Source organism: Paeniglutamicibacter sp. MACA_103 (assembly GCF_045798555.1).
In the GTDB taxonomy this organism is placed as follows: domain Bacteria; phylum Actinomycetota; class Actinomycetes; order Actinomycetales; family Micrococcaceae; genus Paeniglutamicibacter.
The window spans coordinates 1-360 of sequence record NZ_JBIXLN010000128.1 but is presented as its reverse complement, the minus strand read 5'-3'; the positions used below and the strand labels follow the sequence as shown (position 1 = coordinate 360).

1 protein-coding gene is annotated in these 360 nt (G+C 67.5%); it reads right to left on the bottom strand.

Translation table 11 applies throughout. From position 1 onward, the window contains the following. Positions 1 to 360: hypothetical protein (locus ACIPVK_RS21835; RefSeq protein WP_407614077.1), on the bottom strand; the 360-nt coding region annotated here is incomplete at both ends.

Genomic DNA, 360 nt, shown 5'->3' with positions numbered 1-360 from the left:
GGTGGATTCCGTGGTGGCGATGACCGTCGCGAAGGTGGCTTCAAGCCCCGCGAAGACCGCGGTGGCTTCAAGCCCCGTGAAGACCGCGGTGGATTCCGTGGCGGCGATGACCGCCGCGAAGGTGGTTTCAAGCCGCGCGAAGACCGCGGTGGATTCCGTGGCGGCGATGACCGTCGCGAAGGTGGCTTCAAGCCGCGCGAAGACCGCGGTGGCTTCAAGCCCCGTGAAGACCGCGGTGGATTCCGTGGCGGCGATGACCGCCGTGAGGGTGGCTTCAAGCCCCGCGAGGATCGTGGCGGATTCCAGGGTGGAGACCGTCGTGAGGGTGGCTTCAAGCCCCGCGAGGATCGTGGCGGATTC